The organism is Flavobacterium sp. YO12 (assembly GCF_004119495.1).
Taxonomy (GTDB): domain Bacteria; phylum Bacteroidota; class Bacteroidia; order Flavobacteriales; family Flavobacteriaceae; genus Flavobacterium.
The window spans coordinates 25,589-42,258 of the sequence record NZ_NRQU01000023.1 but is presented as its reverse complement, the minus strand read 5'-3'; the positions used below and the strand labels follow the sequence as shown (position 1 = coordinate 42,258).

15 protein-coding genes are annotated in these 16,670 nt (G+C 33.9%); 11 read left to right on the top strand and 4 right to left on the bottom strand.

The genetic code is table 11. The annotated features are described in order from the left end of the window. Positions 1-56: 56 nt before the first annotated feature. Positions 57-821: a carbonic anhydrase family protein gene (locus BOW55_RS09665; protein WP_371414516.1), complete on the bottom strand. Its 765-nt coding sequence runs from the start codon at positions 819-821 to the stop codon at positions 57-59. A 278-nt stretch (positions 822-1,099) separates the two neighbouring features. On the opposite strand from BOW55_RS09665, the gene BOW55_RS09660 reads away from it, so the two are divergent. Continuing rightward, the gene (locus tag BOW55_RS09660) at positions 1,100-1,831 is read left to right on the top strand and encodes a hypothetical protein (RefSeq protein ID WP_129023949.1); all 732 of its coding nucleotides are present in this window, start codon (positions 1,100-1,102) and stop codon (positions 1,829-1,831) included. Between the two features lie 68 nt (positions 1,832-1,899). On the opposite strand, the gene rsmG is transcribed toward BOW55_RS09660, so the two are convergent. After that, positions 1,900-2,529, bottom strand: a complete 630-nt coding sequence (gene rsmG / locus BOW55_RS09655) for a 16S rRNA (guanine(527)-N(7))-methyltransferase RsmG (protein ID WP_129023948.1) — start codon at positions 2,527-2,529, stop codon at positions 1,900-1,902. A 107-nt stretch (positions 2,530-2,636) separates the two neighbouring features. Between rsmG and BOW55_RS09650 the strand changes: the two genes are divergently transcribed. From BOW55_RS09650 to BOW55_RS09615, 8 genes are all read left to right on the top strand, one after another. Continuing rightward, entirely contained in the window at positions 2,637-3,734 is a 1,098-nt protein-coding gene (locus BOW55_RS09650; protein ID WP_129023947.1) for an acyl-CoA desaturase, read from the top strand. A 72-nt stretch (positions 3,735-3,806) separates the two neighbouring features. Beyond that, positions 3,807-4,997: a pyridoxal phosphate-dependent aminotransferase gene (locus BOW55_RS09645; RefSeq protein ID WP_129023946.1), complete on the top strand. Its 1,191-nt coding sequence runs from the start codon at positions 3,807-3,809 to the stop codon at positions 4,995-4,997. 144 nt (positions 4,998-5,141) lie between these two features. Further along, positions 5,142-5,732 carry a hypothetical protein gene (locus BOW55_RS09640; protein WP_129023945.1) on the top strand — a complete coding sequence of 197 codons (591 nt, stop codon included), beginning with the start codon at positions 5,142-5,144 and terminating at the stop codon, positions 5,730-5,732. A 60-nt stretch (positions 5,733-5,792) separates the two neighbouring features. Then, on the top strand, positions 5,793-6,338 hold the full coding sequence (locus BOW55_RS09635; protein ID WP_129023944.1) for a dihydrofolate reductase family protein: 546 nt from the start codon (positions 5,793-5,795) through the stop codon (positions 6,336-6,338). 139 nt (positions 6,339-6,477) lie between these two features. Then, on the top strand, positions 6,478-8,352 hold the full coding sequence (locus BOW55_RS09630) for a U32 family peptidase (protein WP_129023943.1): 1,875 nt from the start codon (positions 6,478-6,480) through the stop codon (positions 8,350-8,352). 413 nt (positions 8,353-8,765) lie between these two features. Beyond that, positions 8,766-9,926: a formate-dependent phosphoribosylglycinamide formyltransferase gene (purT, locus tag BOW55_RS09625; RefSeq protein WP_129023942.1), complete on the top strand. Its 1,161-nt coding sequence runs from the start codon at positions 8,766-8,768 to the stop codon at positions 9,924-9,926. Between the two features lie 3 nt (positions 9,927-9,929). Beyond that, positions 9,930-10,247, top strand: coding sequence for a DUF6370 family protein (locus BOW55_RS09620; protein ID WP_089054968.1), 318 nt, complete (start codon positions 9,930-9,932; stop codon positions 10,245-10,247). After that, complete coding sequence (locus BOW55_RS09615; protein ID WP_129023941.1) at positions 10,247-10,822, top strand: Crp/Fnr family transcriptional regulator; 576 nt, start codon at positions 10,247-10,249, stop codon at positions 10,820-10,822. Before BOW55_RS09620 ends, BOW55_RS09615 begins: the two co-directional genes overlap by 1 nt. A 192-nt stretch (positions 10,823-11,014) precedes the next feature. On the opposite strand, the gene aceA is transcribed toward BOW55_RS09615, so the two are convergent. Then, entirely contained in the window at positions 11,015-12,295 is a 1,281-nt protein-coding gene (aceA, locus tag BOW55_RS09610) for an isocitrate lyase (protein ID WP_129023940.1), read from the bottom strand. A 324-nt stretch (positions 12,296-12,619) separates the two neighbouring features. Further along, the gene (gene aceB, locus BOW55_RS09605) at positions 12,620-14,221 is read right to left on the bottom strand and encodes a malate synthase A (RefSeq protein ID WP_129023939.1); all 1,602 of its coding nucleotides are present in this window, start codon (positions 14,219-14,221) and stop codon (positions 12,620-12,622) included. A 208-nt stretch (positions 14,222-14,429) separates the two neighbouring features. Here aceB and BOW55_RS09600 point away from each other — a divergent pair, with 208 nt between their 5' ends. Both BOW55_RS09600 and BOW55_RS09595 read left to right on the top strand, forming a co-directional pair. Continuing rightward, positions 14,430-15,911, top strand: coding sequence for a helix-turn-helix domain-containing protein (locus tag BOW55_RS09600; RefSeq protein WP_129023938.1), 1,482 nt, complete (start codon positions 14,430-14,432; stop codon positions 15,909-15,911). 92 nt (positions 15,912-16,003) lie between these two features. Next, positions 16,004-16,414: a DUF4375 domain-containing protein gene (locus tag BOW55_RS09595; protein WP_129023937.1), complete on the top strand. Its 411-nt coding sequence runs from the start codon at positions 16,004-16,006 to the stop codon at positions 16,412-16,414. Positions 16,415-16,670: the final 256 nt, after the last annotated feature.

Below are 16,670 nucleotides of genomic sequence, written 5' to 3'. Positions count from 1 at the left end.
TGAAAAAAGCCGAATCTATTTTCAAGATTCGGCTTTTATTTTTAATGTTTATAGAATTAAAGAAAAACAACTTCTCCAGAATGTAAATCATAATAAGCTCCTACGATTTTGATTTCGCCTTTATCTGCCATTTCTTTTAAAATAGGACTTTTTGCTTTGATATCTTCAATTGTTTCAAGCACATTCGTTTTTGCAACATGCTCTACAAATTCATCATTTTTAGAAGTTTTGTCTCCTTTAAAATCTTGAGATTTTGCTATTGCCGGTTTTATTTTAGCAAGCATCGCCGTGATATTTCCTAATTCTACATTGTCAATCGCTGATTTTATAGCTCCGCAGGATTCATGTCCTAAAACCAAAATGAGTTTTGCTCCAGAAACTTTACAGCCAAATTCCATACTGCCTAATAAATCTTCATTAACAAAATTCCCAGCGACTCTTCCAACAAAAAGATCTCCAATTCCTTTATCAAAAACATCTTCTACAGGAATTCTGCTGTCAACACAAGAAAGAATAACTGCTTTTGGGTATTGCCCTTCAACGGCATCACGAACCAATGCTGAATGATCTCTTAAAGTTAAGTCGTTATTCATATACCGCTTATTTCCCTCTTTCAATCTCTGAATAACCAAATCGGGTGTAAGTGCTTTTTGTTGTTCTGCAGTTAGAACTTTTTCTTTTAATGGAACTAATTTTGAAGCTGTTTCGATCATTACATTTTCATGTAATTCTTCAGGCTCTTGCGCTTCTTTTGTTTGTTTTTTCTCGCAAGAAGCTACGAAAAACATCATTAAACCAATCGTACAAAGTATTTTATTCATCATACATATTTTTAAATTAAATAATAAAAAAGGTTCAAATAATCAATCAAAGTAAAATAGAATTTCTTACAATTTTTACCAAATTAAATTTACACAAATTAACATTACTTTAACTGGCATTTTTTGAATAATTATTGTAATACTTTTCTTATTTTATTGATTGTCAATATCATACACTTTGTTAAAAAACTTATTTTGTTGTTTTAAAAACTTCTAATAACATTTCGTAAAAAAACATCACTTTAAATTTGTCTAAAATAATTTAACACATTAATCAAATGAGGAATTTAAACAATGTCCCTAAAATAATTTTAGAATCAAAAAGTATTGGTCATTCAATTGATTTTACGTGGACTCGGAAGAAAATAAACAAATTTTTAGATCCTCTTGAACAAAATCAAGAGTTGGAAAATGCGTTAACCCATATTAACCATAAAGGCTCTATTGGTCTAACTGCGGCATTGTTAGAATGGATTTATTGGCGCTTTACAGGATTCACACAAACAACAAATGACACCCAAAAACGAATTGAAGCTCTTTGGTGCTCTATTAATAACCGAGAGCAGACAAATCCTTTATTGTTTGATACAGAACTTGAAATTCCTGCCGCAGGTCCTGTTGACGGTGCATTATGGATTGCTTTAATGAACGTGACTATGATTGATGTTAGATATAGAAAAGGATCTTATTTTTTACAAAATGAACTTTTAGGATTAGCATTGTTAGCGCGTCATATTACTCCAAAAAAGAAAACTTTTGACAAATGGCTTAGCAGCACAATTGCTAACTTAGTTTCACTTTATCCTTGTACTTATAGTTATATTGATTTAGACGAATCTGATGAGGCAGTTTACAATTCATCAAATGAGCCTGTAATATGCCGCGATTTTTTCTTTGATCCTGAGTTTAAATACAGTCTTGAAGCGTCAGAAAATGCAATTCAAAATTTTATTGATAATTTAAATCTTAAAGCAAATCCTTTTTTGAATTCTGCTAAAAAGGCATCCTAACCAACCTAATATTAATTCAAAAAATAACCCGAAAGAAAATTCATTCGGGTTATTTTTTTATGTTTAATTTAAGCTTTAAATTTTAAAGGCAGATGAACCACTTTTTTAGTTTCAAAAAATTCATCGTCAAATATTTCTGATAAGTCATACAGAGTTGTATTTGGAAAATCTTTTAATTCTTCTGTCAGATCTCCTCCTTTCAAATACAAAATTCCGTTTTTCAAAGTATGCTTGTGCTGCTTTTTAATTTTATCTTTTATCCAAGAAACAAAATCTGGCATATTGGTTACGGCACGGCTGACAATAAAGTCAAAATCACCCTTTACTAATTCTGCACGCTTTTGTTCCGCTTTTACGTTCTTTAATTCTAATGCATCAACAACACCTTGAACAACTTTTATTTTTTTTGCGATTACATCAATTAAGTAAAAACGTGTTTCAGGAAAAAGAATCGCCAACGGAATCCCAGGAAAGCCACCTCCAGTTCCAACATCAAGAACTGTTGCTCCCGGCTCAAATTTCATGATTTTAGCAATTCCTAAAGAATGCAAGATGTGTTTTGTATATAAGGCATCAATATCTTTTCTAGAAATTACATTAATTTTTTCATTCCAATCGTGGTATAAAAAGTCTAATTTTTGAAATTGTTCGATTTGAAGATCGGTCAAATCAGGAAAATATTTCAATATCTCATCCATTGCTCTAAATTTTTAACAAAAGTACTACTTTACGATTGAAATATTTAACTCAATTTTGCAAATTGAAAATTTATAATAATTACCTTTGAAAACTATTTAAATTAATTATGAATAACACTGCTCCAACTTTTGCAAGGCAAGACAATCTGAAGTTTTTCAGAACACTTAACTCTCGGGTAAACAATTACTTTAAAGAGAACAACATTCAGAAGACCGGAAACTGGAAGCTGCACTTAAAAGCTGTTATTCTGTTCGCGGTTTTTCTTACTCCGTATTTTTTAATCCTTACACTTAATATGCCTTTTTGGGTAATGCTTCTTTTATCGATCGTAATTGGTATTGGTATGGCTGGTGTTGGAATGAATGTAATGCATGATGGAAATCATGGTTCGTATTCTAATATAAACTGGATTAACAAATTTATGGGAGGTACTATTTATGTACTGGCAGGAAATGTTTACAACTGGCAGGTACAGCATAATGTGCTTCATCATACATATACCAACATTCCAGGACATGACGAAGATTTAGATGCTGGAAGAATTATCCGTTTTACTCAAGATGCAAAATGGCATAGTTTTCATCGTTTTCAACATTATTATTCTGTTTTCTTATATGGGTTATTGACTTTTAATTGGGCCATTACTACCGATTTTAAGCAAATGAGAAACTACCTTAAAAGAAAATTATCTTATGGTGAACCAAAAAGCCCAAAAATTCTTTGGACAACTTTAATCATCACCAAAATTATATATGTTTCTATTTGGATTGTTTTACCAATTGTAATAGGAATTACTTGGTGGAAAGTTCTTCTTGGCTTTTTCGTAATGCACTACACTGCAGGATTAATCTTAAGTGTTGTTTTTCAGTTGGCTCACGTTGTAGAACATACTACAAATCCAACCCCAAATGAATTAGGAGAAATGGACAATACTTGGGCAATTCACCAATTGTTTACTACAACAAATTTTGCTCCAAAAAATGCAATTGTTAACTGGTACACAGGAGGATTGAATCATCAAATCGAACATCATATTTTTCCAAATATAAGTCATATACATTATGGTAAAATTGCAAAAATCGTAAAAGAAACTGCAAAGGAGTGCAACTTGCCTTATTATGAATACAAAACAATGCGAAGTGCTATTATTGCACACTTTAAGCATTTACGCGATTTAGGAATGAAACCTGAATTATCAGTTTAAGCTAAAAAAATCTATTAATAATAACCTTCCTTAATTAAAAGTTGAAAATTAAGGACATTCAAAATTTTTATAATGAACCATATTCTTTCAGACAGAATCAACAACCTTGCGACTTCACAAACATTAGCAATGGCAGCATTAGCTCGCGAATTAAAAGCACAAGGAAAAGACATTATCAGTTTAAGCCTAGGTGAGCCTGACTTTAATACACCTGACTTTATTAAAGAAGCTGTTAAAAAAGCAGTAGACGAAAATTATAGCACATATTCTCCAGTAGAAGGTTACCTTGAATTAAGAGAAGCAATCTGTAGAAAATTTAAAAGAGACAACGGATTAGAGTACAAACCAACTCAAATCGTAGTTTCTACAGGAGCAAAACAATCTTTATACAACATTGCACAAGTAATGTTAAACGATGGTGACGAAGTTATTTTACCAGCGCCATACTGGGTTTCATATTTCGAAATCGTAAAACTTTCTGGAGGAGTACCTATTGAAGTTCCAACTTCTGTAGATACAGATTTCAAAATCACTCCAGAACAATTAGAAGCTGCCATCACACCAAAAACAAAAATGATGTGGTTTTCTTCTCCTTGCAACCCTTCAGGTTCTGTTTACAGTAGAGAAGAACTAACAGCACTTGCAAAAGTTTTAGAAAAACACCCAAATATTTACGTAGTTGCAGATGAAATCTATGAGCATATCAATTTCTCAGGAACTTTCTGCAGTATCGGTTCAATTCCAGGAATGTTAGAAAGAACAATCACTGTAAACGGAGTTGCAAAAGCTTTCGCCATGACAGGATACAGAATTGGTTATATTGGAGCACCAGAATTTATTGCAAAAGCATGTACAAAAATTCAAGGACAAGTAACATCTGGAGCAAATTCTGTGGCGCAACGTGCTACAATCACAGCTGTAGATGCAGATCCAAGTGTATTAAACCACATGGTTCAGGCGTTCCACACACGTAGAGATTTAGTGGTTGGATTATTAAAAGAAATTCCTGGAGTAAAAATCAACGTTCCAGAAGGAGCATTTTACGTTTTCCCAGACGTTTCTTCTTTCTTCGGAAAAACTTTAAAAGGAACTGAAATTAAAGATGCAAACGACGTTTCGATGTATCTTTTAGCTGAAGCTAACGTTGCAACTGTAACCGGAGACGCTTTCGGAAATCCAAATTGTATTCGTTTCTCTTACGCAACAAGCGACAATATTTTAAAAGAAGCATTACGCAGAATCAAAGAAGCTTTGACTGCATAACAACATAAATAAGTTTTATTAAAACGGCTTAAGGTTCAAAAGTTTCATCACTTTTATACTTTAAGCTGTTTTTTTGTCTTTGTTTAAACATGTAAATAAATTCTTATATTCGCCTCACCATTTAATAAACTAAAAAAAAAATCAATGACCTTAACTCTACGCTATTTTACTGCTATAATGTTTACACTATTATTTTCGTCTCATTCAAAAGCCCAGACTATGGGTAATTTTATTAAAGCATCCATAGGTTATGGATCGAGCAGTTCATATTACATCGAAGATTATGGAAGTCAGGAAGAAGTAGATGTTATGGGAGGCGGACTTTATCTTCAAGCAGAATATGTTTTAGGAGTAAAATCATGGCTAAGTATAAGACCTTATGCTGGCGCCATTTTTGAATCTGTAGATAAAGATCAAAATATACAAAACCAACCTCAATATAAAGTAACAACTAATGCTTTTTTAATGGGAGGAAAAGTTCGTATTTGCGCACCAATTCCATGGGTAGCACCATTTATCGAAGGTGGTATAGGAACTTCGATAGGTAAATTCGAAACCTTTACACCAAACATTAATTTTAACAAAAGTGATGTTTTACTGCATATCCCATTTAGTATTGGATTAGCGCTGGGCAGAAAAAACAGCCTGGAAATTGGTATTTCTGGATATTTTCATCCTGCTGCAAAACAGTCAACCAGTGTATTTGCTATTGGATATTCTATCCCTCTAGATTAGGTTTTATTCAAATTAAAAACTATCTTTTATTAAATTGTAACAAACATAAAAATTTGACAAATGAAAAAAGTAATTCTAGATTTAGCTGTAACCTTAGATGGCTTTATTGAAGGTCCAAATGGAGAAATTGATTGGTGTATTATGGATGACGAAATAGATTTTGATCGATTTCTATCAGGTATAGATACCATTTTTTATGGTCGGGTAAGTTATGATTCTTGGGGCAATTATCAGCCAGAAACAAATGCAAGTAATGCAGAACTAATGCTTTGGAAAGGAGTACATTCAAAAAAGAAATATGTTTTTTCAAGTCAAAGCAGACAAGACAACAAAGCAACATTTATAAACTCAGATATTGTAACAAAAATAAATGAGATTAAAAAACAACCCGGAGGTGACATTTGGCTCTATGGTGGAGCAAGTCTTATTAAAACCTTTATTCAATTAAATCTTATTGACATATACAGAATATCAGTCCATCCAATAGCTCTAGGAAGCGGTAAGCCATTATTTGAAGACTTAAAAGAACGACTAGAATTAACCTTACTTAAAACCAATATTTTCAAATCTGGAGTAGTACAGCTTATTTACGAACCAACCAAATAAACAAAAACTTCGTTTATCATCATTCCATATTAAGTTAACAATTTCAAAAAAATCCCTCTATCATTAGCAAACTCGAATATTTTATAAGACCTTTGCACACTTTTTTTCGGGAATACCACAAAAGTCTAAAGTTTTAGAAATGAAGAAGAAAATCGAAATATTAGCACCTGCTAAAGATTTAATTGGAGGAATGGCCGCAATAAACAGTGGCGCCGATGCAGTATATATTGGAGCACCACAATTTGGTGCACGTTCTAATGCCAACAATTCTATTGAAGATGTTGCAGCTTTAGTACAATATGCGCATTTATTTAATGCTCAGGTTTTTGTTGTTATGAATACCATTTTATACGATAACGAACTTGAAACGTGTCGTTCAATGATCTGGGAGTTATACGATATTGGTGTTGATGCCTTGATCATTCAAGATATGGCGATTATGGAAATGGACTTACCTCCTATCGTACTTCACGCCAGCACACAAGCCAACAATCGTGATGCCGATAAAATAAAATTCTTAAAAGATGCTGGAATCAAACGTGTCGTTTTAGCACGTGAGTTGAACTTGCATCAAATTAAAACGATTTACGACGAAGCTGATGTTGAATTAGAGTTTTTCGTAACTGGAGCATTATGTGTCTCTTTCAGTGGAAACTGTTACATGAGTGTAGCAAACGGAGAACGCAGCGCCAATCGTGGTTCTTGCGCTCAAAACTGCCGTTTGCCTTATAACTTAATCGACGGAAACGGAGAAACTTTAATCAGAAACAGCCACTTGCTTTCGATAAAAGATTTAGATATTTCAGAACAAATTCCGAATTTAATCGAAGCCGGAATCGTTTCTTTTAAAATTGAAGGCCGATTGAAAGATGTCGTTTATGTAAAAAACAACGTTTCTTATTTACGTCAAAAACTAGACAGTTATTTAGAAGGTGAAGGAAGCGAAAAATACATGAAAGCTTCTTCTGGAACTTGTACGTATACTTTTGATTCTTCTTTAAGCAGAACCTTCAATCGTGGTTATACGGATTATTTCGTAAACGAAAGACACACCTCAATTGGTTCTTGGGAAAGCCCAAAATCAAAAGGACAATATATTGGTAAATTAATCCGCACTGTTGGAAACGCTTACGAAATCGAAAACGGTGAATTATTAAACAACGGTGACGGACTTTGCTTCATCAACGAAAATAATGAAGCTGACGGAATCTATGTAAACAAAGCCGAAAACGGCAAAATTTATCCAAACGTTTTAAAAGAAGTAAAAGACGGAACTTTCATTTACAGAAATAATGACGCCGCTTTCATCAAAATTGTTGAAAGAGAAGATAGCGCCGTTCGTAAATTAAGCACCACTTTATTACTTACAGAAACTGAAACTGGTTTTGAATTAATCGCAACCGATGAAGACGGAAATGTAAGTATCGTTAATTTAGATCACGCAAAAGAGCAAACAAAAACTGGCGAATCAATCGAAGAAAATATCAAAACACAATTAGCTAAAACAGGTTTCACGCCTTATACTGCTAATGAAATCAACATTATGTTTTCTCAAAACTGGTTCCTTCCTATTTCAAAAATCAACGAAATGCGAAGAACAGTTTACGATCAGTTGACTGAAATTCGTTTGGCAAATTACAAACGCCAAGAACACCAATTAGTAAAAACGTCACATCCGTATCCTGAAACCAAATTGGATTTCATGTACAATGTTTCGAACAAAACGGCTCGTAAATTTTACGAACGTCATGGTGTGACTGAAATCGAAAAAGCATTCGAATTACAATGGGATCCAGGAAAATCTCGTGTAATGACAACGAAATATTGCATCAAATACGAATTAAAAAAATGCCCAATACACCAAAAAGATATAGTTGGTGTCAAGGTAAAAGAGCCATTAGTATTAAAACAGGGAGAACTTGAATACAAACTAAAATTCAACTGTAAACCCTGCGAAATGGAAATCTGGGAAAAAGATGCTGAATTTGAGATTGAAGAAGATCATTTTCATTAATATTACTATTTAACCGCAAAGTTCGCAAAGGTATACGCAAGGTTCGCAAAGATTTTAAAACAATCTTTGCGAACCTTTTTTACTTAAAGTTAAAACCTTGAGTTCTTTTCGTAATTCTTTGCGCTCTTTGCGGTTAAATTTTCACTATCATTTCCTCAATATTGTCATTTCGACGTAAGGAGAAATCGCATACGGGATTCCAAAAAGTGAATCACAAATCTTTGTCGAGCTTCTAGTGTGATTTCTCGTTCCTCGAAATGACAAACTGCGCGATTACTTTGTCAGAACTAAAATCTAAAACAAAATTAAATCTGCTCGATCTGCAAAATCTGCGTGAGAATTTCTTTTCGCTCTTTGCGGTTAAAAAAAGCTTTTTCTGTACTTTTACTACTCAAACATTACAACACTCCAAAATGAAAATACTACTCCTAGGTTCAGGCGAATTAGGCAAAGAATTTGTCATTGCCGCGCAACGAATCGGACAAACCATAATTGCAGTTGACAGTTACGAAAATGCACCGGCTATGCAGGTCGCCCACGGTTTTGAAGTCATCAATATGCTCGACGGCGAAGCGTTGGACAGAATCGTAGCCAAACACAAACCGGATTTTATAGTTCCCGAAATAGAAGCCATTCGCACCGAACGTTTTTACGATTATGAAAAGCAAGGAATTACAGTTGTTCCTTCAGCGAAAGCGGCAAACTTTACCATGAATCGCAAAGCCATTCGTGATTTAGCTTCAAAAGAATTAGGATTACGTACCGCAAAATATGAATACGCAACTTCGGCTGAAGAATTGCAAAAGGCCGTTCAAGAAGTTGGAATTCCATGCGTAGTAAAACCTTTAATGTCTTCGTCTGGAAAAGGGCAATCGACAATCAAAACAGAAAGTGATATCGAAAAAGCGTGGCAATATGCTGTTGCTGGTTCGCGTGGCGATGTTATCGAAGTTATTGTAGAAGCCTTTGTTGATTTTCATTCGGAAATTACGCTTTTAACAATTACTCAAAATAACAATCCAACTTTGTTTTGTGCGCCAATTGGCCACAGACAAGAACGCGGTGATTATCAAGAAAGCTGGCAACCAGCTTTAGTTTCAGAAAAAGATCTGTACGAAGCGCAGGATATGGCCGAAAAAATTACCGAAGCACTTGGAGGTGCCGGACTTTTTGGTGTTGAATTTTTCCTTACTAAAGAAGGCGTTTACTTCTCTGAACTTTCTCCTCGTCCGCACGATACCGGAATGGTAACTTTGGCTGGAACGCAAAATTTCAACGAATTTGAACTTCATTTAAGAGCTATTTTAAGTCTTCCAATTTTTGAAATCACTTTAGAAAAAGCTGGAGCAAGCGCTGTAATTTTAGCATCAGAAGATTCTACAAATCCAACGTTTAACGGAATCGAAAAAGTAGCAGCATTATCAAAAACTGATTTCAGGATTTTTGGAAAACCGACTTCAAGACCTTATCGCCGAATGGGAGTTGTTTTAAGCCACGATTCACTTGCAACTCCAATAATTGAAGTAATAGAACGTGCCAAAGAAACGGCAAAATTAATAACTGTAAACTCTTAAAAAATGAAAAAACTTATATTCGTAATTTTCCTATTTGTTGGTATTTCAACTCAGGCTCAAAGTAAAAAAGTAATTGACAAACCAACAGTTGTAGAAGCTGCTTGTGGAGAATGTCAATTTGGAATGAAAGGCAAAAGCTGTGATTTGGCCGTTCGTATTGATGGAAAAACCTATTTCGTTGACGGAACAAAAATCGATGATCATGGTGATGCTCATGCTGAAGACGGATTTTGCAATGCAGTCAAAAAAGCAACAGTAACCGGAACAATCGAAAAAAATCGTTTTAAAGCTACTTCATTCACTTTAGTAAACGAAAAATAATGGCATTAATTCTTGAAAATATTGCCAAGCACGTTTCATTAACACCCGAAGAACAAGCTCTTTTTTTGTCTAAAACAGAAACTAAGACTTATAAAGCCAAAACTATTTTATTAAGTGCGGGAGAAGTTTGCAAACATTCGTATTTTGTAAACTCTGGAATTTTAAGAAGTTTCAATATCAACGATAATATTGTGGAGCACGTTCTTTCTTTTGCCTGCGAAGGCTGGTGGATGAGCGATATGTACAGTTACTTTTCGCAAAAACCGGGACAGCTTTTTATTGAAGTTCTGGAAGACGCAGAAGTTGTTTCTTTATCCAAAGAAAACCAGGAACAATTATTTCTTGAGATTCCAAAATTGGAACGCTTTTTTAGAATTCTGATCGAAAATTCACTCGTTGCCAATCAGCAAAGATTAATGGATAACTTAAGTTTACCGGCTGAAGAACGTTTTGATAAATTCTGCAAAAAGTACGGAACGTTAGTTCATAAAGTTCCTCAAAAACAAATCGCATCTTTTATCGGAGTAACTCCAGAATTTTTCAGCAAAATGAAAGCTCGCCTTTTAAAGAAATAATTTTTTCGCCACAGATTTCACAGATTAAAGTGATTTTTTTTAGCCACGAATTACACAAATTTCCACAAATTAATTGATTTAAAAATTAAAATAAAATTCGCGAAAACTTGTGTAATTCGTAGCAACCTTTTTTAATCTGTGAAATCTGTGACAAAAAAAAAGCCAGTTCGATGAACTGGCTTTTCTTTTGAATTAAAATTGCTCAACCTCTGTAGAATGTTCCATCGCTGTTATAGTTGATTTTCCAATCATAACGGTATTTTGAACGGCATCAAAATAAGAAGTCCCTACAAAGGCCTGATGTTTTACGGCTCTGAATCCGTTTTTTTGTAACGCGAATTCGCGTTCCTGTAATTCAGAATATCCTGCCATTCCGCGTTCTTTGTACGCTCTTGACAATTCAAACATACTCGTATTCAAAGCATGGAATCCTGCCAAAGTAATGAATTGGAATTTATACCCCATTGCTGCTAAATCTTCTCTAAACGTTTCCATTTCGGCAACTGTTAATTTTGCTGCCCAATTGAAAGACGGAGAACAATTGTAAGCCAGCATTTTATCTGGAAATTCTTTTTTCATTGCTGTTGCAAACTTTCTCGCAAATTCTAAATCTGGATTACTGGTTTCCATCCAAATTAAATCGGCGTAAGGCGCGTAGCTTAAACCTCTTGCAATTCCCTGCTCGATTCCATTTTTTACATAAAAGAAACCTTCAGCTGTTTTTTCGCCAGTTAAAAATTTTCTATCTCTTGGATCTGCGTCGCTAGTTAATAAATTTGCTGCTTCGGCATCTGTTCTTGCTACAATTAAAGTTGAAACCCCCATAACATCCGAAGCCAGACGCGCTGCAATCAATTTATTAATTGCTTCCTGAGTTGGAACCAAAACTTTTCCCCCCAAGTGCCCGCACTTTTTAGCAGAACTTAATTGATCTTCAAAATGAACTCCAGAAGCTCCAGCTTCAATCATCGATTTCATTAATTCGAAAGCATTCAGGTTTCCCCCAAAACCTGCTTCGGCATCAGCCACAATCGGAACCAAATAATCTTTTTTATCTTCAATATTATTTACAGTCTGAATTTGATCAGCACGTAATAATGCATTATTGATCTTTTTTACCACCATCGGAACGCTGTTTACTGGATAAAGTGATTGATCAGGATACATTTCTCCCGCCAGATTTGCATCTGCAGCAACCTGCCATCCGCTTAAATAAATCGCCTCTAAACCCGCATCAACTTCCTGAATTGCCTGATTTCCAGTCAACGCCCCCAAACCAGCGACAAAATCCTGACTTTTTAACTTTCTCCATAATTTTTGCGCTCCCATTTTGGCTATAGAATGCTCAATATGATACGAACCCTGAAGTGTAACTACTTCACTCGCAGTGTAAGGTCGCTCAACACCTTTCCATCTCGGGTTCGTGATCCAATCGTTAATCAATTCCTGAATTCTGTCTTCTGTTGTTTTCATAAATAGTATAGTTAAAGTGGTTAGTAAGTAATAGTGTTCAGTTCACAGTTAAAAGTATTCAGTTTAACTGGACATTTTTTTTAACACATAGAGACATAGTTATACTTTGTGGTAAAAGGCGTTTCACTTGTTTCAATACACATAGCTATGTGTGAAAAACTTGTTTTTTTCTTCTTCCTTTTTATTTAAAACCTAAAATCTATGTTTCTATGTGTTAGATAATTTAAGCCAAAGTTTCATTCTCATTTTATCTCCCTGATCTGCAAAATCTGCGTGAAAAAAATTATTCGCCCGCAGATTTCACAGATTAAGCGGATTTTTATCTTATAAATATTTGTAACACGGAATTGTCAAGAAATCAACGAAATCAGGATTAACTACTAATCTTTCCAGTACTTTTTCAGCTAACGGAAATTGTTGTTTTTCGTGATTTTCTTCTCCTAATTTTTCTTTTATTTTTCTGAATTCATCCAAAGCCAATTCGTGATAATAAGCCAAATCTAATTTTCGTCCATTATCCAAAATCACTTTGTTCTGAAGCCATTGCCACAATTGCGATCTCGAAATTTCGGCTGTTGCGGCATCTTCCATCAAATTATGTAATGCAGCAGCTCCTTGTCCGTTTAGCCATGAAGCTAAATACAAAACTCCAACATTAATATTTTTTCGAACGCCGTTTTCAGTTATGATTCCTATTGGTGGTTCAATTAAATCTTCTTCTGTAATTTTTCGATGTTCTCTTTTAATGTGAATCTGATTTGGAGTTGGCATTCCTTTATCAAAAATTTCTTTTGCCAGTGCAACTAAATCTGGATGAGCCACCCAAGTTCCGTCGTGTCCGTTTCGAACTTCTCGTTCTTTATCCGTTTTTACTTTCGCGAAAGCAACAGCATTAGCTTCTTCATTATTTCGAATCGGAATCTGTGCTGCCATTCCGCCAATTGCATGAATTCCTCTTTTATGACATCTTTGAATAACTAAATTCGAATAAGCATTCATAAAAGGCGAAGTCATAGTTACCTGATCGCGATCTGGAACTATGAATTTTGGATTTTTTCTAAACTTTTTAATGTAAGAGAAAATATAATCCCAACGTCCGCAGTTCAATCCCACGATATGTTCTTTCAATTCGTAAATAATTTCATCCAATTGAAAACTTGCTGTTATGGTTTCAATTAAAACCGTCACTTTTATTGTTCCTCGTTTTAGTTTCAGATAATCCTCGGTAAAATCAATTACATTATTCCACCAGCGAGCTTCCAGATAATGTTCTAATTTCGGAATGTAGAAATACGGTCCAGAATTATTTTCTAAAAGTCGTTTATGATTATGAAAAACATACAAACCAAAATCTACCAACGAACCCGAAACTTCATTTCCTTCAATCAAAACATGCTTTTCTGGCAAATGCAAACCTCTCGGACGAACGATTAATATTGCAGTTTTTTCATTTAAATGATAGGATTTTTGTTTTACCAAATCAGTGTATGTAATTGTTTTATTTACTGCATCGATTAGATTCACTTGTCCGTCCATCAAATTTTGCCAAGTCGGCGAAGTACTGTCTTCAAAATCGGCCATAAAAGTTTTAGCTCCCGAGTTCAACGCATTGATAATCATTTTTCGATCAACTGGTCCGGTAATCTCCACTCTTCGGTCTAATAAATCTTTTGGGATTTCACCAGCTGTCCAATTGCCTTCTCTTACGCTTTTGGTTTCCGGAATAAAAACTGGCAGGACTCCCTGATCAAAAGTGACTTGTTTTTGTTCTCGCTGCAAAAGCAATAATTTTCGTTGCGATTCGAATTTTCGATGCAATTCGGTTATAAAAACAATCGCTTCTTCTGTCCAGATTTTTGGATAACGAAGCTTCTTTTCGGCTAAAAATTCCATTGCCGTTTCGGTAATTTCTAATTGGTTTTTCATAGCTGTGGTTTTATTTTTTTATTAGAAAAAAATCTTTTCGTTAGATTATCATTTATTCATTTCAGAATATAAAAATCATAACGTTTTGATTTTTAATAATTTCTACATGACAATATTAAAAAAAAGTTTTTTACAAAACAAGCGAACGTTCGCTAAATATTAAAAATAATTTTTTGGCGATTATTTTTATAATAGTTATATTTGGTTCATGGATATCGAAAAAGACTATATAAAGCTGATCTTCGGACTAAAATTGAAGCAAGTTCGTACTCAAAAAAATCTGTCACTTTTTGGCTTAGCCAAACTGACAAATCTTTCAAAATCGTATTTAAATGAAATTGAAAAGGGGAAAAAATATCCAAAAACAGATAAAATTTTGCTTCTCTGCGAACATTTAGATGTTACTTATGACCAAATGGTGTCATTAAAACTCGATAATAATCTCGCTCCAATTGGCGAAATTTTGAAATCCGGAATTTTAAAAGAGATTCCGTTAGAGCTTTTTGGCATTCAGGAAGCAGATTTAATTGATATTATTGCTAATGCTCCTGCAAAAGTCAATGCGTTTATTAGTACTATTATCGAAATCGCTCAGCATTATAATCTAAGTCGCGAAAGTTTCTTTTTAGCAGCTTTACGTTCGTATCAGGAAGCACACAGTAATTATTTTGAAGATTTAGAAGAAAAAGTAATTACGTTTTCTAAATCATTTCAGATAAATCTGGATTCTAAAATCACAATTGAAGAATTAGAGGCAATTTTAAAAGAAGAATACGAATACAAAATTCAAGAAATCGCTTTTACAGATCAAGAAGCTTTGGGCGATTTGCGTTCTATTTATGTTCCGAAAAGCAAAACTTTATTGCTTTCAACAGAAATCGATGCGCCACAAAGAGCTTTTATTTTAGCTAAAGAGATCGCTTATAACTACTTAAAAATTTCGGATCGCTTACTGACTTTCAGTTGGATTAAATTTGAAAATTTTGATCAGGTTTTAAATAATTTTTATGCTTCTTATTTCGCTGGTGCTTTATTATTACCTAGACAATTGGTTGTAGACAAAGTGAATGCTTTTTTAATCAATGAAAAACCAAATCCGGAAGAATTTGTAGCGTTGATTGAAAGTTTTGAAGTTTCTCCAGAATCGTTTTACCAACGATTAACGAATTTGTTGCCGAAAGATTTTCAGCTTAAAAATTTATTCTTTTTAAGAATGTCGCATAAAATTGGTTCAGATGTTTATCATATTAAAAAAGAACTACACATAACGAACCAACAAGAACCGCATGCCAACGAAACGAACGAACATTATTGCAGAAGATGGGTTTCAGTAAAAACCATCGACGAAGCCATCAAACAAAATAAACCACATTTTTTTGATGCACAAATTTCGAGTTACGTTCATAGCGGAAACGAGTATCTGGTTTTCTCATCGGCAACTAAAGATCCTTTTTTGCATGATACTATTCGAAGTATCTCTGTTGGAATTTTGATTACGTCGACTATGAAAAAGAAATTCAAATTCATTGAAGGAAAACCTTTAGTAAAGAGAATTGTTGGTGTTACTTGTGAGACTTGCGATGTAAAAGATTGTTTGGAACGCGCTTCTCCGCCAATTGAATTGGAAAAGAAAAAACGTCATGAAAATACTGATGCTGTTGTGCAGCAGTTTATAAGTCAATATAGTTGATCTTAGATATTATACGCAATCTTGTCATCTCGACGAAGGAGAGATCTCCGTAAGTAACTTGACAAAGCATTAAAATCCCAAAACCGTAAGCAATGAAATTATTCAACTCCATTTTTCTCTTACTTCTAATGACTTTTTCAAGTTGCTTAGGCCAAGTTAGTTCAAACAAAGAGAAAACTAATATTTCAAAACCGACAGCTAATATTGAAGAATTAGAAATGGAAGTAAATAATGGAGGATTTAATCAATACTTTTTTAATTCAAGTGGTCAAAATTGTTTTGAAACATTAAAATCATTAAAGAAAAATAAAAAGTTTAAAACCGCAAAAATTCTTGAATCGGCAATTAATTTAATTAATCCAAAAAAACTATCCAATGAAGATTTGATTAAAAAACTCCGAAATCGAGAAGTCGAAGAACTTAACAATGAAAAAATAAACACAAAATTAGAACTCTTGGACTTAGAGTTTTATAAATACCCTGATGGAAATTTACAAGAATAATCTACACCAATCTTTGTAGAGCTTCATACGTAGAATGGATTAAAATCCATCCCTAGAATATATTTTGTTCCTTCGGAACGTTTTTCCTTTACGTCTATTCAACTTCTGAAAACAAAAACTTCTAAATTAGCCCCGATAAAAGTGGAAATCCTTTTATGGTGGGGTTCACCATAAAAGATTGAAACGGATAGCGGGACTAAACGTCTTTTGAAAACCCAAACTTCTGCTTCAAAAAAATAATTAGATAATTTTACTG